The 22968-nt window shown below is 63.5% G+C and carries 21 protein-coding genes; 12 read left to right on the forward strand and 9 right to left on the reverse strand.

Annotated features, from left to right (window positions below; genetic code table 11):
* Nucleotides 1-54 precede the first annotated feature (54 nt).
* The 7 genes from H582_RS0116785 to H582_RS0116815 all read left to right on the forward strand — a co-directional run bounded on the left by H582_RS0116785 (nt 55) and on the right by H582_RS0116815 (nt 9521).
* Nucleotides 55-1905, forward strand: coding sequence for a cache domain-containing sensor histidine kinase (locus H582_RS0116785; RefSeq protein WP_028599441.1), 1851 nt, complete (start codon nt 55-57; stop codon nt 1903-1905).
* On the forward strand, nt 1902-3116 hold the full coding sequence (locus tag H582_RS0116790) for a response regulator (RefSeq protein ID WP_028599442.1): 1215 nt from the start codon (nt 1902-1904) through the stop codon (nt 3114-3116). The genes H582_RS0116785 and H582_RS0116790 overlap by 4 nt, the downstream gene beginning before the upstream one ends.
* 583 nt (nt 3117-3699) lie before the next feature.
* Nucleotides 3700-5406: a peptide ABC transporter substrate-binding protein gene (locus tag H582_RS0116795; RefSeq protein ID WP_028599443.1), complete on the forward strand. Its 1707-nt coding sequence runs from the start codon at nt 3700-3702 to the stop codon at nt 5404-5406.
* Between the two features lie 138 nt (nt 5407-5544).
* The gene (locus tag H582_RS0116800) at nt 5545-6471 is read left to right on the forward strand and encodes an ABC transporter permease (RefSeq protein ID WP_028599444.1); all 927 of its coding nucleotides are present in this window, start codon (nt 5545-5547) and stop codon (nt 6469-6471) included.
* 6 nt (nt 6472-6477) lie between these two features.
* Nucleotides 6478-7419, forward strand: a complete 942-nt coding sequence (locus H582_RS0116805; protein ID WP_028599445.1) for an ABC transporter permease — start codon at nt 6478-6480, stop codon at nt 7417-7419.
* Between the two features lie 140 nt (nt 7420-7559).
* The gene (locus H582_RS0116810) at nt 7560-8537 is read left to right on the forward strand and encodes an ABC transporter ATP-binding protein (RefSeq protein WP_028599446.1); all 978 of its coding nucleotides are present in this window, start codon (nt 7560-7562) and stop codon (nt 8535-8537) included.
* A 12-nt stretch (nt 8538-8549) separates the two neighbouring features.
* Nucleotides 8550-9521 (forward strand): ABC transporter ATP-binding protein, encoded by a 972-nt coding sequence (locus tag H582_RS0116815; RefSeq protein WP_028599447.1) that lies wholly within the window; start codon nt 8550-8552, stop codon nt 9519-9521.
* A 72-nt stretch (nt 9522-9593) separates the two neighbouring features.
* Here H582_RS0116815 and H582_RS0116820 read toward each other — a convergent pair whose 3' ends face one another.
* Complete coding sequence (locus tag H582_RS0116820; RefSeq protein WP_028599448.1) at nt 9594-9788, reverse strand: hypothetical protein; 195 nt, start codon at nt 9786-9788, stop codon at nt 9594-9596.
* Between the two features lie 251 nt (nt 9789-10039).
* Between H582_RS0116820 and H582_RS0116830 the strand changes: the two genes are divergently transcribed.
* Nucleotides 10040-11068 carry an acetylxylan esterase gene (locus H582_RS0116830; protein ID WP_101808442.1) on the forward strand — a complete coding sequence of 343 codons (1029 nt, stop codon included), beginning with the start codon at nt 10040-10042 and terminating at the stop codon, nt 11066-11068.
* A gap of 110 nt (nt 11069-11178) precedes the next feature.
* Here H582_RS0116830 and H582_RS28155 read toward each other — a convergent pair whose 3' ends face one another.
* The 6 genes from H582_RS28155 to H582_RS0116860 form a co-directional block, all read right to left on the reverse strand.
* On the reverse strand, nt 11179-13194 hold the full coding sequence (locus H582_RS28155) for an iron ABC transporter permease (RefSeq protein WP_043111473.1): 2016 nt from the start codon (nt 13192-13194) through the stop codon (nt 11179-11181).
* The gene (locus H582_RS0116840; RefSeq protein WP_028599450.1) at nt 13191-14192 is read right to left on the reverse strand and encodes an ABC transporter substrate-binding protein; all 1002 of its coding nucleotides are present in this window, start codon (nt 14190-14192) and stop codon (nt 13191-13193) included. The genes H582_RS28155 and H582_RS0116840 overlap by 4 nt, the downstream gene beginning before the upstream one ends.
* Before the next feature lie 127 nt (nt 14193-14319).
* Nucleotides 14320-14577 carry a hypothetical protein gene (locus H582_RS0116845; protein WP_028599451.1) on the reverse strand — a complete coding sequence of 86 codons (258 nt, stop codon included), beginning with the start codon at nt 14575-14577 and terminating at the stop codon, nt 14320-14322.
* A 20-nt stretch (nt 14578-14597) separates the two neighbouring features.
* Nucleotides 14598-14894, reverse strand: coding sequence for a DUF5316 family protein (locus H582_RS0116850; protein ID WP_028599452.1), 297 nt, complete (start codon nt 14892-14894; stop codon nt 14598-14600).
* A gap of 122 nt (nt 14895-15016) precedes the next feature.
* Complete coding sequence (locus H582_RS0116855) at nt 15017-15721, reverse strand: PspA/IM30 family protein (protein ID WP_028599453.1); 705 nt, start codon at nt 15719-15721, stop codon at nt 15017-15019.
* Nucleotides 15722-16007: 286 nt separating this feature from the next.
* Nucleotides 16008-16232, reverse strand: a complete 225-nt coding sequence (locus H582_RS0116860; RefSeq protein ID WP_028599454.1) for a PspC domain-containing protein — start codon at nt 16230-16232, stop codon at nt 16008-16010.
* Between the two features lie 105 nt (nt 16233-16337).
* Here H582_RS0116860 and H582_RS32050 point away from each other — a divergent pair, with 105 nt between their 5' ends.
* The gene (locus tag H582_RS32050) at nt 16338-16619 is read left to right on the forward strand and encodes a hypothetical protein (RefSeq protein ID WP_127464474.1); all 282 of its coding nucleotides are present in this window, start codon (nt 16338-16340) and stop codon (nt 16617-16619) included.
* Between the two features lie 958 nt (nt 16620-17577).
* Here the strand turns inward: H582_RS32050 and H582_RS28160 are convergent.
* On the reverse strand, nt 17578-19950 hold the full coding sequence (locus H582_RS28160; protein WP_052333366.1) for an ATP-dependent helicase: 2373 nt from the start codon (nt 19948-19950) through the stop codon (nt 17578-17580).
* 217 nt (nt 19951-20167) lie between these two features.
* Between H582_RS28160 and H582_RS28165 the strand changes: the two genes are divergently transcribed.
* The 3 genes from H582_RS28165 (at nt 20168) to H582_RS0116890 (ending at nt 22299) form a co-directional block, all read left to right on the forward strand.
* Nucleotides 20168-20653: a MarR family transcriptional regulator gene (locus H582_RS28165; RefSeq protein WP_101808444.1), complete on the forward strand. Its 486-nt coding sequence runs from the start codon at nt 20168-20170 to the stop codon at nt 20651-20653.
* A 111-nt stretch (nt 20654-20764) separates the two neighbouring features.
* Nucleotides 20765-21412 (forward strand): nitroreductase family protein, encoded by a 648-nt coding sequence (locus H582_RS0116885; RefSeq protein ID WP_028599455.1) that lies wholly within the window; start codon nt 20765-20767, stop codon nt 21410-21412.
* A gap of 332 nt (nt 21413-21744) precedes the next feature.
* Nucleotides 21745-22299: a translation initiation factor IF-3 gene (locus H582_RS0116890; protein ID WP_028599456.1), complete on the forward strand. Its 555-nt coding sequence runs from the start codon at nt 21745-21747 to the stop codon at nt 22297-22299.
* A gap of 377 nt (nt 22300-22676) precedes the next feature.
* Here the strand turns inward: H582_RS0116890 and H582_RS0116895 are convergent.
* A partial coding sequence (locus tag H582_RS0116895; protein ID WP_028599457.1) for a transposase occupies nt 22677-22968 on the reverse strand: 292 nt, incomplete at its 5' end.

Consider the following 22968-nt stretch of genomic DNA (forward strand, 5'->3'; position numbering starts at 1 on the left):
CGCGCGGGAGCGCGGGGCTTTGCCGTCATTCTGCCGTCCAAAGGGGGGACGCTCATGTGGCCGCGCAGCCAGACGCTCCAGCAACGGCTCTTTCTCGTGCTGCTCTGCTGCATGACCGGGATCGTCATCGTCGTCAGCCTGCTGTTCTACAACCGCACGACCGAGCAGCTGCAGCGCAAGATCACCGACCTGTCCCAGCGCAACGTGTCGCAGACGATCGGCCTGTTCGACCTGCTGGACAAAGGCTTCGACAGCCTGTCCAAGTCGATCTCCAACAACTTCGACCTCGTGCGGCTGCTGCAGGCGAGCCCGACCGAGCCGCGCGAGCGGTTCGCGAACGAGCGGGCGATCACGAACATCATCGGCACCAACTACTTCTCCCGCGACGATATGATCGGCATCCATATCATCACCGACCGCGGGCCGGTGTACAATTACGGCAATTACATCAATGAGATGGTGCCCGGCTACCGCTCGGCGGACTGGTACCGCTCGATCGTCGAGGAAGGCGGCAAGATCGTCTGGCTCGGCATCTATCCGTCGTCGATCGTGGACCAGAACGAGCATCGTCCGGTGCTTGCCTTCGGACGGCAGCTGTTCGACCTCGACGAGCATCGCCCGATCGGCGTCGTGCTGTACGAGTCGAGTCCAGCCCCCATCGTCGCGGCGCTCGCCAACCTCAAGCTGAGTCCGAGCAGCGAGGTGTATCTGATCGACGAGGGCGGCCGGCTCGTGAGCTCGACCGGCGGAGCGCGGCAGCTGCCGGCGATCGCCGAGGGGCCGCGTCCGGAGACGGCCGGGGAATCGCTCGTCACGGAGAAGGACGGCAAGCTCGTCGTCTCCTCGCGCCTGCCGTTCGCGGAGTGGACGGCGATCACGGTGACGCCGGCGCGCGACCTCAAGGTGGAGCTCGTCGAGATGCAGCGCTACCTCATCATCGTCGGCGTCGTGCTCGTGCTGCTGTCAATCGTCGCCGCCTCGGTGCTGTCCAACATGATCTCCTCGCCGATGCGCCGCCTCATCCGCGAGATGAAGCGCGTCGAGCTCGGCAACTTCCAGGGCGTCATCGAATCGGGCAGCTACCGCGAGATGGACGCGATGGCGTCCTCGTTCAACCGCATGGTGCGGCAGATCGGACGGCTCGTCGACCGGGTGCGCCAGAGCGCGGCCGGCGAGAAGAACGCCGAGCTGCTCGCGCTGCAGTCCCAGGTCAATCCGCATTTCCTGTACAACACGCTCGACATGATCTATTGGATGCTGGACGAGCGGGAGGAGGACGATCTCGGAGAGGTCGTGCTCGCGCTCTCGCGGATGTTCCGCTACAGCAGCCACTGGGAGCAGGGCGCGCCGGTGACGCTGAGGGAGGAGCTGGAGCAGATCCGCGACTATTTGACGATCATCACGATCCGGCTGGAGGGCCGGGTGTCGGTCGGCATCGACATTCCGGAGGAATGGCTGGACGTGCCGATGCCTAAAATGATCCTGCAGCCGGTCATCGAGAACGCCGTCAAGCACGGCCTCGAGCCGTTGTCCGGCGACGGCCGGCTGGAGCTGACGGCCGAGGCGCGGGAAGGTCGGCTGCTGCTGACGGTGCGCGACAACGGCGTCGGCATGCCGGAGGAGACGCTCGCGCGGCTGCGCGCCTCGTTCGAGGCTGCGCCGCAGGTCAAGATCCAGCCGGGAGCCGAGCGCAGGCAGGGCGGGATCGGGCTCGCCAACGTGCATCGCCGGCTGCGCCACACGTTCGGCGCCGGCTACGGCCTGCAGGCGGACCGCGAGCCGGACGGCGGCACCGTCATCCGGCTGACGCTGCCGATTCCGCCGCTGGCCGGACGGACGCAAGCGCAGGCGGAGCCTGCGCCGGCAGCCGACTCGCAAAAGGGAGAGGAGACGCAGCAGTCATGAACATCCTGATCGCAGACGACGAAAGCATCATCCGCACCGGCATCCGCCGGACGCTGGAGCAGTCCATGCCGGACTGCGGCATCCATCTGGCCGCCTCGGCCGACGAGGCGGCGCGCGTGCTGTCGGAGCATCCCATCGACATCGTGCTGACCGACATCCTCATGCCCGGCATGGACGGCTTGGAGTTCATGCGCCTGTCGCGGCGCAGTTATCCCGCCATCAAATGGGTCGTCATCTCGGCTCATTCGGAATTCGCCTACGCGCAAAAAGCGGTGCAGCTCGGCGCGAAGGACTATCTGCTGAAGCCGATCGGCAAGAAGCGGCTGCTGGAGCTCGTCGGGGAGCTGGCGGCCGAGCTCGCGGCGGAGAGCAGCGCCCTCAAGGAGGGAGAGCTGCTGCGCAGCAGCCGCAAATACTTGCGCGAGGCGATGTTCCAGCGGCTCGCCTCGGGCCAGGATGTCGGGCAGCTGGACGTGCCTTCCCTGATGGACCGCTATCCTTCGTTCCATCTCGTCATGGTGCGCCTCGAGCCGGGACTGCGCGACGCGGGGCTGGAGCATTTTGTCGTGGACAACGTGTTCAGCGAGCTGCTGGAGCGCAGCGGCGACGGATTCGTCGTCAGCTATGACCGGCATACGCTCATCGGCGTCGCCGCCGTGGAAGCGGAGGAGGCGCTGTCCGGCCTGCTGGCCAGCCTGCGCGGCTACCTCGGCCGCTACCTGCGGATTCCGTTCCAGATCGCCTCCAGCGGCCGGATCGGCGAGATCGGGGAAGTTCCGGACGCCGTGCGGAAGCTGTACCGGACGATGACGGCCGCGGACGAGCCGGGCCAGGCGCCGCTGCGCATCAAGGGCGGCAGCGACAACAAGGCGATCGAGGTCGCCCTTCAATATATCGCCGCCCACTATCGGGAGGAGTCGCTGTCGCTGGAGCGGATCGCGGCCGTCGTTTATCTCAATCCGGTCTATTTCAGCCAGCTGTTCAAGCAGAAGACGGGCCAGGGCTTCAAGGACTACCTGATCGGCTTGCGCCTGGAGGAAGCGCGCCAGCTGCTGCGGGAGTCCGATCTGAAGCTCGGAGAGATCGCGGAGCGGATCGGCTATCAGGACATGCGGCATTTCACGCAGGTGTTCCGCAAGCGATTCCAGATGACGCCGACAGAATATCGGCAAGAGAAGAAGAACACGGCTCCAGGCATTTCGAATACCTGACATCAGAATGGAATCTATGGCCGGCCTCCCGTCTCGACAGGACAGGAGGCTTAGGTCCGTTCTCGCAGAAAACGATTTTGGCGTAGGGCGGATGCGGCGTCGGGGAGGGCCTTGGGACAGATACATAAAACCAAGGAGAGCAGGTAAAAATACACAGGCGGACGATCCCGTCAAGGAGCCTCGGAAACGGAGAAGCGAATCCGGAGCCGAGCGGATGCGGATGCCCCGGCCGTTGCGGAGCCGGGAGTGGCGTGAAATATTATGAATAAAGATGAATGGATATTTATTTCGGTTTCTGGCTTCCAAGAGGCCGCAAGCGGACAAGGAAGGGAATGGAAGCAAAAAAAGCTTATATTATGCAGATGTTTTACTTTATCAAACATTTGCGTTAATTGAATAAAGCGACAACGTATTAGTCAATAAAACTGCATAATTATCAGTAAATTTAAATGATTTACACGATGAGTGCATAGTGATAAATTTATTTGGCAAAAGAAAATAATGCAAGTTGTGCTTCATCAAGTAGAATAGTATAATTCAATATATGCTATTCAACCATTAATGTGAGGGGCGTGTAAGGTTAGTGTACAAAAAGACAGGATTGACACTGGCGGCACTTATGATCGCGGGCGGCGTACTTGCTGCATGCGGCGACAGCAATAATGGCAATGCAGGCAACACCGGCGCAGCCAATACGGGCAACGAGAATGCGGCTGCGAACAATGCAGGCGGAGAAGCGGCAGCTCCTTCCGGCGACCAAGTGTTCCGCATGAACCTCACGTCCGAGCCTCCGACGCTCGACCCGGCCCTGATGCAGGACAACGTGTCCGGCACGGTAGCCGACGGCATCTTCGAAGGCCTGACCAAGAACGACAAGAACGGCGAGACCGTTCCAGGCATGGCCGAGAGCTGGGAAGTATCCGAGGACGGCAAGACGTACACGTTCAAGATCCGCTCGGACTCCAAATGGTCTTCCGGCAACCCGGTCACCGCGCATGACTTCGAATTCTCCTGGAAGCGCACGCTCGACCCGAACGCGGCCAAGCCGGCTCCTTACGCTTACCAGCTGTACTACATCGAAGGCGCTGAAGCCTACAACACCGGCAAGGGCGATGCAGCCGGCGTAGGCGTCAAGGCTCTCGACGACACGACGCTCGAAGTGAAGCTCGTCAACCCGACGACGTACTTCCTCAGCCTCGTCAACTTCTACACGTACTACCCGGTCGACAAAGTCACCGTCGAAAAAGATCCCAACTGGGCGAACGAAGCCGCTACCTTCTCCAGCAACGGTCCGTTCAAGCTGACCCAATGGGAGCACAACGCCAAAGTCGTGATCGAGCGCAACGAGAACTACTACGGCCAAGCCGACGTGAAGCTCGACAAGGTCGACTTCGCCATGATGGCGGACTCCAACACCGAGCTGAACAACTTCAACACGGACCAGCTCGACTGGGCCGGCAAGCCGACGGGCACGATTCCGGGCCCGCAGATCGACAAGCTTCGCAAGGAGAACGATCCGCAGCTGAAGATCACCGACGCCGCGAGCTCGTACTACTACATCTTCAACCAAAGCAAAAAGCCGTTCAACAACGCCAAGGTCCGCAAGGCTCTGTCGATGTCCATCGACCGCCAGCTGCTGATCGACCGCGTCGTGCTCGAAGGCCAGAAGCCGGCATTCGGATTCGTGCCGCCTAGCATCACCGGCGCCGAGAAGAGCTTCCGCGAAGAGACGCAAGAGACGTACTTCTCCGAAAACGTCGATGAAGCCAAGACGCTGCTGGCCGAAGGCCTCAAGGAAGAGGGCATGGACTCCTTCCCGGCGACGACGCTCATCTACAACACGTCGGACAAGCACGCCAAGATCGCGACCGCAATCACGGAAATGTGGAAGCAGAACCTCGGCATCGAAGTGAAGACCGAAGTCCAGGAATGGAAAGTCTTCCTCGACAACCGCACCAACCTGAAGTACGACATCGCTCGTGCAGGCTGGGGCGCGGACTACAACGATCCGATGACGTTCCTCGACCTCTACATCACGGGCAGCGGCAACAACGACATCGGCTACAAAAACGCCGATTACGACAAGCTGATCAAGGACGCTTACGCTTCCGCCGACAAGGCTGAGCGCGTGAAGCTGCTCGCTCAAGCGGAAAAAATCCTGATCGACGACATGGCTGTCATGCCGGTTTACTATGACACCAGCTCTTCCCTCGTCAAGGCTTATGTGAAGGATGCCTTCATGACGTACAACGGCAACATCAACTACAACTACGCTTACATCTCCAAATAAGCATACCGCCTGAGCAACTGACAGAGAGAAGAAGGGACCGCGGCAGGAGCCGTCGTCCGGCGCTTTCCGGCGCCGGACCGTCTCCGGACGTCCCTTCTTTCTTTGCGGTTGGGCAAGGTAATGAAAAGAGGTGCTGGAATGATTCGTTTCATCGGCCGGAGATTTCTGAACATTCTCCTGTCTCTGTTTGTCCTTGCAACCCTGACCTTCTTCCTCATGCAGGCGGTGCCGGGCAACCCTTTCCTGGATGAAAAGACTCCGAAGGCTGCGCAAGAAGCTCTCAAAGCCTTTTACGGCCTCGACAAGCCGCTCTGGCAGCAATATCTCGTCTACCTGGGCAACATCGTGCAGGGCGATCTCGGCATTTCCTATAAAACGCCGGGCCAAACCGTCACGCAGATCATCTCCCAGTCGTTCCTCTACTCGGCCAAGCTGGGCATCTTCGCGATCATCGTCTCGGTCATCGTCGGCGTCGCGCTCGGCATGATCTCCGCGATGTACAACCGCAAGCTCATCGACAAGTTCGCCGTCGTAATCTCCATCCTGGGCATCTCGATCCCGAACTTCGTCGTCGCTTCCGTCACGCAGTACTATATCGGCGCAGAGTGGAGATGGCTGCCGGTGTCCGGCCTCAACTCGCCGCTCGGCTACGTGCTGCCGACGTTCGCGCTGTCGGCGCTGCCGATCGCGTTCATCGCGCGGCTGACCCGCTCCTCCATGCTGGAGGTGCTGACGGCCGACTACATCCGCACCGCCAAGGCCAAAGGCATGTCGCCGCTGCGCATCACGCTCCGCCATGGCCTGCGCAACGCGATCCTGCCTGTCGTCACCTATCTCGGGCCGATGAGCGCCAACATCATCACCGGCGGCGTCGTCGTCGAGAAGATCTACAACGTGCCGGGACTCGGCCAGTTCTTCACGAACAGCGTCACGAACCGCGACTATCCGCTCATCATGGGCATTACCCTGTTCTATGCGGTCATCCTGATGTTCGCCCGCTTCCTCGCCGACATCGGCTACGCGATGGTGGATCCGCGGATGAAGAAGAGCAGCAAGGGAGGCTGATCAACAATGGACCAGATCAAAGAAACGAAACGGCCTCTTCCCGATCCGAAGAAGTTCGTGCCGCTGAAAAAGCGCGATTTCGCGCAGCAGCAAATGGCGCCGAGCTACACGACCTGGAAGCTGGCCATGATGAAGCTGACGGCCAACAAGTTCGCCATGGCTTCGGGTGTCGTGCTGCTGCTGATGATCATCATGGCGGTCATCTACCCGCTGTTCACGCCGCATGACTTCCGCTCGCAGCAGCTGCTGGACACGTTCCTCGCGCCAGGCGGCACGCATTACTTCGGTACGGACGAGCTCGGCCGCGACCTGTTCGCCCGCGCTTGGAAAGGCGCTCAGATCTCGCTGACGGTCGGCATCGTCGCCGCCATCGCCGACGTCATCCTCGGCATCATCATCGGCGGCATCATGGGCTACTTCGGCGGCAAGGTCGACGAGGTGCTCAACAAGATCAGCGAAATTCTCTACTCCATTCCTTACCTGCTCGTCGTCATCCTGCTCGGCGTCGTGCTCGGCCAAGGCATGTGGACGCTCATCATCGCGCTCACCGCGACGGGCTGGATCAACATGGCCTGGATCGTGCGCGGCCAGATCATGCAGCTCAAAAACCAGGAGTATGTCCTGGCAGCCAGAGCCATGGGCTCCGGCGGCTTCCGCATTCTGTTCAAGCATCTCATCCCGAACACGATGGGCCCGATCATCGTCACGATGACGCTGACCGTACCGAGCGCCATCTTCGCGGAGGCGTTCCTCAGCTTCCTCGGCCTCGGCGTGCAATCCCCGGCCGCATCATGGGGCGTCATGATCAACGACTCGCTTACGAGCTGGACGATCTACCCGTGGACGCTGCTCTTCCCGGCAGGCATGCTCTGCCTCGCCATGCTCGCGTTCAATATTTTCGGCGATGGACTTCGGGATGCGTTCGATCCGAAGACCCGGGTGGAATAAAACGTCCGATCCGACCATGAACGTTCTGCCGCCGCCGGCTGCCGGTGAAGGCAGGGCGGCAGCATTTCATATGACTTCTCGCAGCGGGCCTAGCGCGGCCCCTGCGCTAAGCAACCGATAGATGAGGAAGGTGAAGCACCATGGAACCGATTCTTAAAGTCGATGATCTGCGCGTCTCGTTCCGCGTGCGCGGCGGCGAAGTCCAAGCCGTGCGCGGCGTATCCTTCGAGATGGCCAAGGGCGAGGCGCTTGCGATCGTCGGCGAATCCGGCTCGGGCAAGAGCGTCACGGCCCAGTCGATGATGCGCCTCATTCCGACGCCGCCCGGCACGTACAAGGGCGGACAGATCGTCTTTGAGGGGAGCGACCTGCTCAAGAAGACGGAGAAGCAGATGGAATCCGTGCGTGGACGCGATATCGGAATGATCTTCCAGGACCCGATGACGTCGCTCAATCCGACGATGACGATCGGCTCCCAGATCGTCGAGGTGCTGACGCGCCACCAGAACATGAGCAAGGACGCCGCCTCCAAAAAGGCGGTCGACATGCTCCGCCTCGTCGGCATTCCGAACCCGGAAGCCCGCGTGAAGCAGTACCCGTTCGAGTTTTCGGGCGGCATGCGCCAGCGCGCGATGATCGCGATCGCGCTCAGCTGCGACCCGACGCTGCTGATCGCCGACGAGCCGACGACCGCGCTCGACGTGACGATCCAGGCGCAGATCCTGCAGGTCATGAAGGACATGCAGGAGAAGCTCGGCACGTCGATCATCCTTATCACGCATGACCTTGGCATCGTCGCCGACATGTGTGATAAAGTGATCGTAATGTATGCGGGCCAAGTCGTGGAGCGCGGCAACAAGTTCGAGATCTTCAAGTCGCCGCAGCATCCGTACACCCAAGGCTTGCTCAAGTCGCTGCCGCGTCTGGACCAGCGCAAGGACGAGCCGCTCATCCCGATCGATGGAACGCCTCCCGACATGGCGAATCCTCCGCAAGGCTGCGCGTTCGCCGCCCGCTGTCCGTACGCGATGGAGGTCTGCCTCGAGCAGGATCCGTATATGTTTACGCACAGCGACACCCACGAATCCAAGTGCTGGCTCCACGCCAAGCCGGAGTAAGGAGGAGAACCGATGGCAAGCCAACCGAACGCGATGCTCGAGGTGGACAACCTCAGCAAGTTTTTTGAAGTCGGCAAGGGCAAGACGCTCAAGGCGGTCAACGGCCTGAGCCTGTCCATCCGCAAGGGCGAGACGCTCGGCATGGTCGGCGAGTCCGGCTGCGGCAAGTCGACGGCCGGCCGCACGATCATGCGCCTGTACGAGCCGACTTCCGGCCAAGTGCGCTACAATGGCTCCAACATCTACGATCTCAAAGGCTCCAAGCTCAAGGCTTTCCGTCGCGAGATGCAGATGGTATTCCAGGATCCGTACGCCTCGCTGAACCCGCGCTGGACGGTCGAGAACATCATCGCCGAGCCGCTGGACATCCACAAGCTCGTGTCCAGTCCCAAGGAGCGCAAGGTCGCCGTCGAGCGCCTGCTCGATAAGGTCGGCCTGAACCCCTCGCATCTGACGCGCTACCCGCATGAATTCTCCGGCGGCCAGCGCCAGCGCATCGGCATCGCCCGCGCGCTCGCGGTCGATCCGAAATTCATCGTCGCCGACGAGCCGATCTCCGCGCTCGACGTGTCGATCCAGGCGCAGGTCGTCAACCTGCTGCAGAACCTGCAGCGCGCCGAAGGCCTGACGTACCTGTTCATCGCGCATGACCTGGCGATGGTCAAGCACATCAGCGACCGCATCGCCGTCATGTACCTCGGCAAGCTCGTCGAGATCGCCGACAGCGAGGATCTGTACGCCGATCCGCGCCACCCGTACACGCAGGCGCTGCTCTCGTCGATCCCGATCCCGGATCCGGAGATCGAGGCGAACAAGGAGCGCATCGTGCTGCGCGGCGATCTGCCGAGCCCGATCAGCCCGCCGAGCGGCTGCCCGTTCCGCACCCGCTGCCCGGCGGCGACCGAGCGCTGCGCGGCCGAAGTGCCGGAGCTGCGCCAGGTCGGACCGAATCCGTCCCACTGGGCCGCCTGCCATTATGCCTGATCGATCCAGCCTCCGCCATCCCGCTTGCCGGGAGGGCGGAGGCTTTTTTTGCCGACGGCGCCCTGCGTCCGGTCAGCTGCGGAACCAGGACAGGAGCGCGCGGCCGGCGCCGGGGCTCACGGTGCCGGGCCGAACGCTGCCGGGGCGGACGAGCGGATTCGGAGGCGCGGCCTGTCCCGGAAGCCTCGGCCCTCCTGCCGCTTGGCCCGACTGCCGGTGATGCCGCTTCAGCTCCAGCTCGTAGCGATATAGGTCATCTGCCATCATAAAGGGTTCCTCCTTGGGTTCCCCGTCAAGCGGAAAGGCGGGAATGCCTAGTCCAAGCTTGCCGGGCTGCGATCTGAATCCAGCTTAACCGGCAGCTGTGACAACAGGGTGGCAGCAATCCAAAAAAAGACGGAACAAATGTTCCTGGGGAGCGAGAGCGGAATGGGTAATAGGAAACGAGGCGTTGACGGCGGGCGGGCGAAGCAGGTACCCTTTGCACAGAAGGAAGCCCGAGCGGGCGAGGAGGCGGGATGATGAATTCTTATGCGAGCATACCCGGCAACACCGAGCTGAACCATCTACAGCGGCGCAAGATGGAGCTGCAGCTGTATATGCCGCCGCTGACGATGGAGAAGGAGAAAAGCGAGGCGTTCTGGCAGCCGCGCCTCAAGCAGGCTTGGAGCAAGCCGCTGCGCGAGACGCGCAAGCGCGTGGACGAGGAGCTGTTTCCCTATGCGGATGTGTATCGGATCACGTATGAGGGCTATGACGAGACGCCGGTAAGCGGACTGTATATGGTGCCCGCGCAAGCGGCCCGGGAGGGCCGGCAAGTTCCGTGCATCGTCATCTACCCCGGCTACACGGCAGGCGCCGGCTACCCCGAGGATCATGCGGGCTGGCTGCTGGCGGGCTATGCGGTGCTGGCCGTCGATGCGAGAGGCCAGGGGGGCGAGACGGGCAGCCTGCTGCCCTCGCTGCATGGCATGGCCAAAGGATGGATGACGCAAAATCTGCTGGAGGGGCCGGACCGGACGTATTACATGGCGCTTTTTGTCGACAGCCTCAAGGCGCTGCAGGCGGCGGCCTCGCAGCCGGAGGTCGACGCGCGCCGGCTCGTGCCTTGCGGCGGCAGCCAAGGAGGCGGCCTCGCGCTGGCGGTGGCCGCGCTATGCGGCCTGGAGGCGCCCGCCGGCATCGATCTGGCGGCCGTGCTCGCCGACATCCCGAACCTATGTCATGTCGACCAGGCGATCTTCAGCTCGGCTGGCTCGCTGTCCGAGGCCGGGCAGCTGGCGAGCCGCAAGCCGGAGGAGCTGTCGCGGCTGCTGGAGCATCTGGCTTGCTTCGACAACATGAATCTCGCTTGCCGCATCTCGGCGCCGGTGCTCGCAAGCGTCGGCTGGAAGGACCCGATCTGTCCTCCGGAGACGGTCTACGCGGCGTACAACCGCATCCATGCGCCTAAGGAAATCCGCGACTACCCGTTTCTCGGCCATGAGGTGAACGGCGCCCATCGTCGGGACAAGCTGCAGTTCGTGCTGGAGCATGCGGGACGCTAAGTCGGCCGGACTCGGGCGCGCAGCTGCGGAGATCGCAGGCAGCCCTGTTCCGTAATTGAACTCGAAGAAGCCCTCCGGCCGCGCGCAGCGGCAGGGGGGCTTCGCCATGCTCAGATCTTTCTCGTCTGCGACCGGAACATCAAGAACAGGAAATAGGGCGCCCCGATCAAGGTGATGAACAGTCCGGACGGAATCTCGACCGGAGCGAGGATCGTACGGCCGACGGCATCGGCCATCACCATGAGGAGAGCTCCGATCAGGCTGGACAAAAGGATCGAGCGGCGCGTGTTGTGGCCGATCAGGCTGCGGACCATGTGCGGGACGATCAGTCCGAGGAAGCCGACCGTTCCGGCGACGGCGACGGCCCCTGCGGCGAGCAGGACGCCTGTCGTCATCGCGGCCAATCGGGTTTTGCGCACCGGCAGGCCCAGTCCGGCGGCGCTGTCGTCGGAGAACGCCAGCACGTCGAATTTGCGGCTCAGCCGCACGGCCACAGGCAGCAGGACGGCCAGGAAGAGGGCGATCACGCCGACTTGAGTCCATGTGCGTCCGTATGTCGAGCCCGTCAGCCAGATGTAGCCGGTGCTTCCCCATAGGGGACCGAGCACGATCAGCGCTTGAATGCCGGCAGAGCCGACAGCGGAAACCGCGATGCCGAGCAGGATGAGGACCGCGGGGCTGAGCGATTTTCGCCATGCGAACAGGAAGATGATCGCCGCAGCCGCGGCGGCCCCGCCGACAGCCGCGATCGGGAGCAGGAAGATCGGAGACTCGGGCCAGGCGATGAGCACCAGCAAGGCTCCGAAGCCGGCTCCCGAGGTCACGCCGAGAATCGAGGAGTCGGCCAGCGGATTGCGGACGGAGGCTTGGATCAGCACGCCGCTCACGCTCAGCGCGATGCCTGCGCCTGCGGCGACCAGGGTGCGCGGCAGCCTCAGGTTCAAGAGGACGGAATAGGAGCCGGCCTGCTCCGAGCCGATCAGGCTCGCGAAGAGCTGGCCGAGCGGGATGCGCGTGCCGCCCATCGTCATGCTGACGAGGATGAAGGAGACGACGGCCGCGAGCATGATGGCGGCGAGCAGCGGAAACCGGATCGGCACGCGGCCGGAGCCGATCGACATCGGCGACGAGGGCGGCGAGCCCAAGGCGCCGTTCATCTTGCGCAGGATGAGCCAGATCAGCCACGGGGCTCCGATGATGGCCATCATCGCGCCGACGGGCATCTCCCCCATGCTGCTGCGCACGATCCGCGCCAGGACGTCGGCTCCGGTGAGCAGCACGGCTCCCCACAGGGCGGCTGCCGGCAAAAGGCCGCTATGCTTGCTCAGTCCGCTCAGGCGGACGAGATGCGGCGCGACGAGGCCGACGAATCCGATCGGTCCGGCGACGCTGACGACGACGGAAGCGGCAAGCACGGCCAGCGTCAACCCCGCGAAGCGGGCGAGCTCCACCTTTTGCCCGAGCGATCGGGCGGTGGACGGATCCAGGTTCAGGACATCGAATTGCCTGCTCATGAAAAAGGCGATCAGCACGACCGCGACGACCCCCGGCCAAGCGTAGGAGACGCCGTGCCAATCGAGCTGGGCGAGCGAGCCCGAGCCCCACAGGAAGAGCGACTGGGTTTCGGTGGCATGGAAAATATGCAGCGCGCTCGTAAAGGAACCGATGACCATCGCGACGATCATGCCGGACAGGGCCAGCCGGATCGGCGTCGCGGCTCGCCCCCCTCCGAGCACGTAGGCGCATAGCGCGGCCAGGCCGCCGCCGGCGGCGGCGAAGAGGAACGGAGACTGGTGAAGCAAGGTCGGGAAGTAGACCGTTCCGGCGACCACCATGAAATAAGCGCCCGCATTGATGCCGAGCGTATCGGTGGAAGCGAGCGGATTTTTGGTCGCGGTCTGCAGCAGCGCTCCGGCCACGGCCAGCCCTGCTCCGGACAGGACGCCCAATATCGCGCGCGGCAGGCGCATGTCCCAGATGATATGATGCTCAAGCGCATCCTGGCGATGGAGGAGGGCGTCCGCGACGACATGGACCGGAATCTGCGCTTCTCCGAAGCATAGGCTGGCAATCAGCAAAAGGAAGAGGGCAGCAGCGCCGCCCCCGAATAGGATGCTTGTTCTCATTTTGTGATCGCGTCGACGACACGGTCGACCAATGCTTTGGAAGAAAGCGGGCCCCCGAACGTCCATGTATCTCCGCCGATGCCGTAGGTCCGGTTCTCTTTCACGAAGTCCAGGCTGTTCCACACCTTGTTGTCTTTCGCCGATTCGCCGAAGACATTGTCATTGTCCTGGACGATATAGATGAAGTTGGAGCTGCTCACGGCCGGCAAGGATTCGAAGGTCGCGTCCGTAAAGCCGTATTTCTCGAATTTTTCCGACTTCCAGTCGTTGATCAAGCCGATGCGGTCGAGCGTTTGGACGACGGTCGAGGTGTCGGTGAACATGCGCAGCGCGGCTGCGTTCTGGCTGGTGAACGCTTGGGTGATGACATAGTGGAAGTTGTCCTTGCCCGCTGCCGCCAGCTTCTGCTTGGCCTCCGCATAGTGCGCGTCGAGATCGGCAAGCACTTGCTCGGCTTCTTTCGATTTGCCCACGGCTTGGGCGATCGTCTTGAAGTCGTTGACCATGCCCGTGTAGGCATCTCCTTCGTTCGGATAAGGATCGAACTCGATCGTAGGGGCGATGGCCTGGAGCTGATCGTAGATCGCGTCGTTGTTGTCCGTGTTGGAGATGATGAGGTCCGGCTTCAAGGAGGCGATCGTCTCCAGATTGGGCTCCCAGCGCAAGCCGACGTCCGTGACGCTGTCCGCCAGCGCGGCTTCGTCCGTGACATAGAGCTTGTATTCCTTGTTGTCCGCGTTGCCTACGGGCTGAATGCCGAGCGCGATCAATTCCTCGGAATAGATCCACTCCAGGGCGACGACCTTTTCAGCCGGCTTATCCAGCTTAGTCTCGCCTTTTCCGTGCTTGATGACGATCGGACCTGCCGTCTCGGCAGAGCTCGGAGCGGGAGAGCTCGTAGCGGCAGAGCCGGTGTTTTCCGTCGTTGTCGAACCGCAAGCTGCCGTAAGCAGGAGCACGGCAAGCAGGGCTGTCGTGCCAGACAAAAGCCTTTTCATTTTGTTACCCCCGGTGATTGATGATAATTTATCGCGATCAATAATGAGAATCACTATCACTCGCAACGAGTTGAGCCTATCACCGATTCAAAAAGCTGTCAATACATGCCAAGGTGCTGCGGCAGCCTCAAGCCAGCTTGACCGATGCGAAGACGACCAGCATCACGAGCGAGACCAGCGAGTAGAGGCGCAGCGCTTTTTCGGCCGGCGGCCGGCGCACCTCCGCGAGCAGCAGGACGAGCGCCTGTCCAAGCACGTAGGCGACGTCCGCCGCGTCGTTGACCCAGGCCGGACCGGGCAACTGCTTGATGTCCAGCGCATAGGCGGCCAGGAAGATATTCGTGGACAAAAAGACGAGACTGGCCAGGAACCGACGCATCGTCATCGGCAGGAGCTCCTTTCGAATTAAAGGAAATAAGCGCCAGCGCACAGCAGCAGGCTCGGAACCGCCAGCAGCAGGCAGCGGGCCGACCAATCGTTGCGGCGGCGCAGCGATTCGCCGTCGTCCGTGTAGGTGCCGATGCGCCGGGAATCCGCCTGGATGAATGCCCCGGAGAACAGCATCGCGAGCAGCAGCGGAATGCCGCCGCTCCAAGCCGAGATTCGGACGAGGGAGTCTTGGCCGGCCACGAGGCCGACCGCGCCGGCGACGGCCGCCAAGCCGAGCCCGGCGGAGAGGAAGACGAGGGTGATGCGCGTCATGAGGCAGACCTCCTTTTCCATGTTGTACGCGGCAGGGCGGGCAATTGTTTCTCTTTCCCTGAAATGGGCTCGACAGGAAAAAGGCCATCCTGGGTTTCAGGATAGCCTTTTTGAGCGGAGGATTACTCGCCCTTCATCTTGCGGCGCAGGTCGGCGAGCTGCTCGTCGATGGCGGCGGAGCGGCCGTTGTCCGGCGCGGCGGATGGAGCGGCCTCGTAGCCTCCGGCATAGCTCGAAGAGGAAGCGGACGGGCCTTTGTAGTCCCGGCTCAGGCCGAGCTGGGCTTCCCATTGGAGTACTTTTTCCTCGATGCGCTCAAAGCCGCGCGAGGCGCGTCCCGGCTCGAAGCCGTGGCTGAAGCTCGGAGCGGTGCGCTCGGCGGCCGCTTCGGCTTTTTGGATGCGCTCGCTCAGTTCGTTGCGCTTTTGGATGAGGCGCTGCAGCTCTTCCTTGGCGGAGTCCAGCCGGATCTCCAGCTCGACGGAGGCATGCTTCGCCTGCTCGTGCAAGCGGCGGTATTCCTGCTCCTGATCAGAGTAGCGGAGCTTGGCTTCGAGCGCGGCGCGGGCTTCCGCCTCGCGGCCTTCGCGCAGCGCCTCCTCGGCCTTGGCCTGGTTGTGCTGGGCGAGCTGCGTCACTTCCTCCAGGCGGGAGCCGTACGAGCGGCTTGCCGCTTGCTGGCGGTGCAGCTCGCTCTTCATGCCGTCGATCTCTTCTTCCATGTTGCGGATATATTGGTTCATCATCAGCGTCGGGTTTTCCATCTTGTTCAGCATTTCGTTGGCGGTCGCTTTGGTCAGGTTCAAAATACGGTCGAATACGCTCATGGATACACGCTCCTTTTGGGGGTGAGGGAATGATGTTGATTCCGACCTGGACGGAAAGAATGAGCATCGGTCGGGATCAGCTGCGGTGAGGCGATCAGCTGCAGTCGGGCGAGCAGTCAGGTGAACAGCTGCGGTGAGGCGATCAGCTGTAGAAAGGCGAACAGCTGCGGTGAGGCGATCAGCTGCAGTCAGGTGAACAGCTGCGGTGAGGCGATCAGCTGCAGACGGGCGAACAGCTGCGGTGAGGCGTTCAGTTGCAGTCGGGCGAGCAGCTGCGGTGAGGCGATCAGCTGTAGAAAGGCTCCCGCGGGGGCGGGCCGTTCCATTCCGGCTCCTTGGGCAGGACGACGCTGGCTGCGGCGTAGAGCAGCAAGGCCGTGCCGCAGCTGAAGACGCCGACGGCGATGAAGCCGATCCGGACGAGTCCGGGATCGAAGCCGTACGTGCGGCCGATTCCTCCGCACAGCCCCGCGATTTTGCGGTCGGTACGGGAGCGATACAAGGTTTTCATGGCGGTGTCAGTCTCCTCTATATGCGGCACCGCCGGCTGCCCGGCTGTGCGGCTTGATGTCCTTATTGTACCTCCAGGCCCGGGAGCGCCGACACGGCCCCCCGAATGGAATCCGACCTGGACCCGGGACCGGGATCGGCTCGGGCGGAAGTTGTGCGCGGCAGGAACCGCATGAAAAGCTGCCGTCGTGCGCAAGCTATCGGGGCAAGCCCATTATCCACGAAAGAGGTGCCGATTCTCATGGGTAAAAACAAGGCAAGCAAGGCAGACGTCCAATCGACGAAGCTGAACAGCTTCGCGGCTAACCAAGATACGGAGTTCGCGCAGGACCTGACGGCGGATGCCAAAGCCGCATTCGGCTCGGTAAACAAAAAGAAGAAGAAATAACGATTCCGCTCCCCGTTCCATCGGAAGCGGAAGCCGGCCTGTCCCAGGGACAGGCCGGTTTTTGCGTGTCGGCCAGCGGGGCGGATGCCGGATGGCAGGCGCCGCTGGGTGAGCCGGCGATGTCGTAGGGAAAGGCCGTTGGCGGAACGCCGTGGTGAAGAAGGAGAATGTACTGGAACGGTGCCATCGGAGGAGATTGCCGCGCGGAGGAGCTGGAGGGGCGGACGTCGCGGGAGAAGTGCGGACGGCTGGAGCGGAAGGCGTCGCAAAGAGTGGCGTACTAGATGGGCGAGCGTCGTAAAGAGCAGCGTACTGGAGGGAGCGAGCGTCGTAAGGAGGGCACGGCGTACTGGATGGGCGGGCGTCGCGGGAGGGCAAGGCCTACTGGAGTGGCGGACGTCATAAGGAGGGCATGGCGTACTGGAATGGCGGACGTCGCGGGAGCAGCTTGTGACGGCTTCCGGTCCGAGTCGTAGCCAACCTAACGATACGGAGAAACGCTATTTTGCCTATATCCGCGTTTTCCGAAAGCTAACGATACGGAGAAGCGCTATGGAGTCAAAAAAGCATCCCGTCTGCCTCGCAACGCGTCAATAACGTTCCTCAGTATCGTTACAATTTTAGATCGCTCGTTTAAAGCACAATAGCGTCTTCCAGTTTCGTTAGAGCTCGTACACTCGCGCTTGCCGCTCCGCAGACGGAGGGAAATAGCAGCGCAATAGTAAAAAGCCCCGCCCGAGAAGGGCGGGACTTTGGGCCGGCGGCTGTTTCGGCGCCGACAGGTGCCTCGCCAACGAATATTTTGCAGCCATTATTCGGGTCAGCGCGGGTCAGCGCGCTATTCGCCTCGACAGGGCAGACGGGCGCGTGGATAGGGAGCCGCCTGCTTCTGTTCGATCATGGAGTTGTACGAACCCGCCGATGATGGAAACAGATTGGGAAAGCACTAGGCTTTCGGTCACGCTTGAGGCCGATCGGCCTTGGCTCGGCCCGCGGCTTGGGCCGCAGCGGTAGCGCTCGTCGCTGCGCCAGGGTGTGCCCGACGAGCGGCCGGACTGGCCCCGGCCGCGCCCGCAGCGGCAGCGCTCGTCGTTGCGCCAAGGTTAGCGCGGCGAGCGGCCGGACTGGCCCGCGGCCGGGCCGCAGCGGTAGCGCTCGTCGCTGCGCTCCGAGCGGCCGGACTGGCCTCGGCCGCGGCCGAAACGCCAACGCCCCGCCCTGCAGCCGCGCCCGCGGCTCTGCCAGCCGCCGCAGCCGCAGGAGCGGCCGTGCGGAACGCGTCGAGCAGGAAGCGCGACACGTCCGTCTTGCGCCCGCGCCACAGGCTCGGCGAGCTGACGAGCAGCTCGTCGCGCGCGCGGGTGACGGCGACGTAGGCGAGGCGGCGCTCCTCCTCCAGCGCGGCCTCCCGCAGCGAGGCGGGATCGCCCGCCGCAGCCGCTCCGTTGCCGTAGTCGGACAGCTTGTCCGCCTCGAGCGCGAGGCTGTGGGGCAGGATGCCCTCGGAGGCGCCGATGAGGACGACGGCCGGGAACTCCAGCCCCTTGCTTTTGTGGATGGTCATGAGCTTGACGGCATCGCGGGCCGCCTCCGGCGGCAGCGCGCGCATCTCGGCGTGGCGCTCGCCGATCCGCTTCACGAACGCGAGGAACGACGGCACGTCGGCGAAGCGGCCGGCGGATGCCTCCAGCTCGTCGAGCGCCTCGCGCAGCGTTTCCTTGTAGACGGTGTCGGCGCCGCCCGCGCCTGCGGCCTCGGCGTCGAGCCAGGCGTCGTAAAAGTCCTTGCGCATGCGGCGGATGGCGTCCGCCGGCTTCAGCGCCTTCAGCCCCTTGATGAACGTGATCCGGGCCTGGATCGAGTCGCGCTGGAAGTCCTTGAGCCCGTCCAGCGTGAGCAGATGGATGAGCGGGCCTTTTTTGGCGCGGATATGGGCAATGCCCTTGGCGCGGCCCACGTACATTGAGGGCAGCACGCCCTCCATCGCCGCGAAGTCGCGCCGCTTGACCGACAGGCGCAAGTAGTCCACGAGCGGACGCACCGCCGACTGGTCGTAGAACAGCTCGCCGCTGTCCTGCAGATGGAACGGGATGTCCGACAGCACGAGCTGCTCGAACATCGCCCGGCTGTTGCTGGCGGTGCGGTACAGGATGGCGAAGTCGCCCCAGCCGCGCGCGCCCTCGTCGACCCGCTCGCGGATATGGGCGGCGACGGCCGCCGCTTCCTGGTCGGTCGTGAACGGCCGGATGTAGAGCGGCACCTGGCGGCTCGTCCGCACCGCCTTGAGCGTCTTGGCGTAGCGGGTTTTGTTGTGCCGGATGATGTCGTTGCCGAGGCCGACGATGCTCGCGGACGAGCGGTAGTTGGTGTCGAGCGTGACGACGCGGGCGCCGGGAAAGGCGTCCCGGAACCCGAGGATATACTCGCTCCGGGCGCCGCTGAACCCATAGATCGTCTGGTCGTCGTCGCCGACGGCCATCAGGTTGGCGCGCTTGCCCGCGAGCAGGCGGATCAGCTCGTACTGCAGCCGGCTCGTATCCTGGAACTCGTCGATCATGATGAGGCGGAAGCGCTCCTGCAGCGTGCGCAGCAGGGCGGGACGCTCGGTCAGCAGCCGATGCGACCAGAGCAGGATGTCGTCGAAGTCCATGCGGCCCTCGCGCTCCTTCCACTCCTCGAAGCGCAGCAGCAGCCGCTTGAGGTCGCGCTCCGCCTGGCTCGCTTCCGGCAGCTCGCCGAGCGAGCGCAGGCTCAGCTTGGCCTCGGACAGCGCGGCGAGCGCCGTCTCCGGCTCCAGCCGGTCGGCGATGCCGAGCTCGCGCAGCATGCCCTTGAGCACGATGACGGCAAGCGGGCCGCCGCCGAGAATTTCCTGGCGATAGCCTTGGCTGCGCAGCAGCTGCAGGAAGAACGAGTGGAACGTGCGGGCGGTTACCGCTTTGGCGGCCGCCGGCGCGATGCCGGGCAGGGCGGAGATCCGGTCCTTCATTTCCTGGGCGGCCTTGACGGAAAAGGTGACGAGCAAAATCGAACGCGGATCGGCTCCGCGCTCCGCGATCAGATAGCCGGTGCGGGCGGCGAGCACGCTCGTCTTGCCGGAGCCGGCTCCGGCGAGCGTCAGCAGCGGTCCGGCGCCGTGGCGGACGGCCTCGATCTGAGGGCCGTTCAGGAACAGGCCGCGGCTCTCGAGCGCGCGGAAATAGTCGCTGTCGGCATCGTCGTCCGGCACGAGGCGGCGGCTGTTCTCTCCGGAGGCGAGCGCGGCTGCGGGCAAGCCGCGGCCGGCCGCTCCGAACGGTTTTTTGAAAGGCAAAGGCAAATTGGCGCTCATGGGGCATGTCTCTCCTGTTGCAAAAGGCGTCTCCCGCGCGGGGGAATGCCTGTTCGTCGTTCCTTTCAGCATAATGGATCGCGCTGCCGGTGGCAAACGCCGACTGGCGGGAGGGGCTTGCGCGAGGAGCGATGCCTATGATAACATTGACCCATCAACGATTGAGGGATCAAGGAAAAGCGGCATCCGGAGGATGCGGAAGAAAGGATGAGGCATCATGAGCTGCCGCACCGAGGATCTGTTGTATGTGCTGATCCATCTGAACAAGCAGCTGGCTTGCCGGTTCGAGACGGATGTCGGGGTGAGCCCGAACCGGCTGGAGCTGCTGTGCCAGCTGCGGGGCGCGGAGGAGATCAGCCAGTCCGAGCTGCAGAAGGCGGTCTCGATCGACCCCGCGGCCGTGACGCGCCATATGCAGCAGCTGGAGGCGGAGGGCAAGCTCGTCCGCACCCGCTGCCAGGACGACAACCGCGTGACCAAGGTGCGGCTGACCGACGAGGGCCGGAGCTGGATCGAGTCGTGCAACCGTCAGAAGGAGCGCTTCATGGAGCGGCTGCAGGCGGGGCTGGAGGAGTCGGAGCGCAAGGAGCTGCTGCGGCTGCTCGCGGCGCTCGGCCGCTCGCTGGAGGAGCCTCCCGCTGCCGGCGGCGCTGCGGCTGCGACGGTCCGGCGCGAGGCGGGCGCGAGGCTGATCGGAGATTGATGGAGCCGGAACCGTCCGGGCCGCGAGGCGGGACGGCGCGTTTTGGACGCAAGCAGGATAGGAACCTATAAAAAGCAGGCCGCAAGAGCCTGCACAAGGAGAGAAACCGAAATGACGAATGCAGCTGCCGTTGTCCGTACCAATGATTACCGCGAGATCGTCGCCGGGCGCCGCTCGGTGCGCGAGTACGATCCGTCCGTCAAGATCAGCCGCGAGGAAATGACGGAGCTGCTGGAGGAAGCGACGCTGGCGCCTTCCTCCGTCAACCTGCAGCCGTGGCGCTTTGTCGTCGTCGAGAGCGAGGAGGCGAAGGCGGCGCTGGCGGAGATCGCTCCGCGCAACCGCACGCAGGTCATCACGTCGGCGGCGGTCATCGCCGTGTTCGGCGACATGCAGGCGTTCGACTATGCCGGCGACATCATGGCGAGCTCCGTCGCCAAGGGCTACATGACGCAGGAGGTCATGGACCAGATGCTGGCCAATTACGGCGCCTTGTTCGGCAGCGTGCCGAAGGAGGCTTTCCGCGACATGATCCTGCTCGATACCGGCCTCGTCAGCATGCAGATCATGCTCGCGGCGCGCGCTCGCGGCTACGATACGAACCCGATCGGCGGCTACGACAAGTCGCGCGCAGCCGAGACGTTCGGCCTCGAGGCGGACCGCTACGTGCCGTCCATGCTCATCTCGATCGGCAAGGCCGCCAAGGACGCCCGCCTCACGACCCGGCTGCCGATCGACCGCGTCGCCGAATGGAAGTAAGGGGCGGTCAAGGCTAGGCCGCGCTTGCAAGGAGCTGCTCCAGGTCCGCGAACCGGACCGGGGGCGGCTTTTTTGCTGCGGGAGGGAGGTTGTGGGAGGGAGGCTGTAAATGCGGGGCGGTGGGCGCGAGGCTGTAGGTGGGGCTGTAGGTGCGAGGCTTTGGGTGGGGCGCGGGGGTTCGGCGCGTACGCTTGGCGAAGCTTTGCGGGAGATATGTCGGAGCATTGCGGGGGCCTTGCGGTTGCTCTTGCGGCCCGCGATTGTTTGAACCGGCCCGCGATCGCAGGTATGCTAAGGGCACGGGACTACATAGGGAAAGGTCGTGCGAGCAGATGGCAGTGCTCATCAATGAGCAGATCAAGGCGTTCGAGGTGGAGCTGACCGGCCTTGGCGGAGAGCGGCTCGGGGTCGTGGAGCGGGCGGAGGCGCTGGAGCTGGCGCGGGCGGCGGGAGCGGATCTCGTCTGCACGTCGCTCATGAGCAGCCCGCCTCCGTGCCGGCTGATGCCGAAGGGCAAGGGTAAGGCGGCCGCCCAGCAAGAAGCGGCTGCGGCGCGGCGCTCGGCCGCACCAGCGGGAGCCGGCGGCAAGCCGGGTGCTGGCGGCAAGGGCGGCGCAGCAGCGAAGGGCGGAGCGGACAAGGCGAAGGAGCTGCGCTTCACCGCCCACATCGAGGAGCATGACTACGAGACGAAGCTGCGCCAGGCGGACAAGCATCTGCGCTCGGGCAAACCGGTGCAGCTCGTCGTCAAGGCGAGCGGCGCCAAGGAGGCGGCGGCCAAGGCCGTCCTGGAGCGGCTGCTGGCCGATCTCAAGGAGGCCGGCGTCAAGGAAACGGGCGTCCAGTCGAGCGGCAAAGGCTCGCAGGTGCGCGTGAATCCGAAGTAGGGCGAAGCAAGGGGAAGGCTAGGAAGGAAGCAGGCAAGCAGGGCAGGCAAGCAGGGCAGGCAAGCAATGCAGGCAAGCAGGGCAGGCAAGCAATGCAGGCAAGCAATGCAGGCAAGGCAAGGCTAGGCAAGGAGGGGCAGTTCCGGCGCGTGCCGGGGCCGCCCTTCTTTTTTGGGGCAGTGATTACGCAGCGGGGGAGAGCGGCTCGGCTCGAACGCTAGCCTCCACGCCGGAGCTGCGCGGAAAAACCGAGTAACTGTGCTCGAACGGTGGCTCTCATGCCGGAGTTACGCGGAAAACCCGAGTAACTGTGCTCGAACGGGGTCAAGTCCATAATTGTGTGTAAAAACACTTCTCGGTAGAAAATGGAATCGGGTTTAAAGGCTGTCCGTCGCTTCCGTCATGGTGGTGCTGGTTTCCTGCTCCTCCGAGCCGGCGCCCTGAGTGGCTTTCTGCTTCTTCCACGCCTTGAAGTCCGTCATGTCCATGTACGGCTTCTTCGTCATCCAGTACTCGTTCTCTTCCATGAGCATGGCTCCGATGAGACGGATGACGGAAGCGCGATTGGGAAAGATGCGGATGACCGTCTCGCGCCTGCGGATCTCCCCGTTCAGGCGCTCCATGCCGTTGGAGGTGCGCAGCCGCACGCGGTAGGCCTCCGGGAAGGCC

This window comes from Paenibacillus pasadenensis DSM 19293, assembly GCF_000422485.1.
Lineage (GTDB): Bacteria > Bacillota > Bacilli > Paenibacillales > Paenibacillaceae > Paenibacillus_O > Paenibacillus_O pasadenensis.